The organism is Piscirickettsia salmonis LF-89 = ATCC VR-1361 (assembly GCF_000297215.2).
GTDB classification, from domain to species: domain Bacteria; phylum Pseudomonadota; class Gammaproteobacteria; order Piscirickettsiales; family Piscirickettsiaceae; genus Piscirickettsia; species Piscirickettsia salmonis.
Genome location: NZ_AMFF02000203.1, coordinates 1 through 973 on the forward strand (window position 1 = coordinate 1; position 973 = coordinate 973).

Annotated in this window: 1 protein-coding gene; it reads right to left on the minus strand. The window is 32.0% G+C overall.

The window, feature by feature from the left end; translation table 11 throughout:
- Nucleotides 1–64: 64 nt before the first annotated feature.
- Nucleotides 65–841 (minus strand): N-acetylmuramoyl-L-alanine amidase, encoded by a 777-nt coding sequence (locus C200_RS13320; protein WP_016212066.1) that lies wholly within the window; start codon nt 839–841, stop codon nt 65–67.
- Between the last annotated feature and the right edge of the window lie 132 nt (nt 842–973).

Below are 973 nucleotides of genomic sequence, written 5' to 3' on the forward strand. Positions count from 1 at the left end.
TGCACTCCTTGGCTCGCAGCGATAGATAAAATAATTTCTTTTTTCATAAAGTTCAATACTCATATTACATATCAAAAGCAAATCGACCACTAGCTGTATATTTTGTCCAAAGAGCTAGCATGATAGAAGCAGTTTCTTCGTCTAAAATACCATCATATTTAGATGACCTAAAGTGCATTTGAAATGCACGTATTAATTTATTTTTATTAATTTTTTTACAATAAGTGTTATGCCTGTCTACGCAATATCCATATTCCTGTATTTTTTCATATGCAGTATCTAGTGTTACCAGTCCTTTTTGAAGGGCTTGTTTATATTGAAGAACTGTATCATCATCAAACCATGCTCCAATACCTGAATCGTAAAGTCTTTTCCAAGGAAAAAGCGGGCCTGGGTCAGATTTTCTATCAAAAGCAATATCTGAGTGGCCGAGTACACGTTGCGGAATAATATCCTGGTGCCTTGCTAAGATGTTTTGACAAAGCTCTATAATTAAATTGATTTGATAATCAGGATAGGGAAGAAAATTTTCGATAGTTTTAGTTAAATTAACAATTTCAATACCTATAGATGAATCATTTAAATTTACCCTATCTTGAAAAGCACTGACTCCAGCATGCCAAGCCCTATTTTTTTCATCAACGATATTCATAATCTGAACTTCATTTAAAGGGTAGCTAGGGTCATCTTTTTTATTTAAAGGTACAAGGTAGTGAGAACTTACATTTGTAGTTAGTTCTTTCAAAGATATTTCAAAATTTCCAGCAGTATAATGAAGAATTAAGAATCTTGCTCTTTCATTATAAGACTTTGACCTTGAAAAATTATAATTAATATTCACTTTACAGACTCAATAAAATTATTTATGCAATTCAATCATATTGAACAAAAAAAAACAAACAATATTAAATATGATCCTGTCGGCTTCTGTCGCAATTTGATTTTTTCACAACAAGAATAGGCCCGCTGCGCG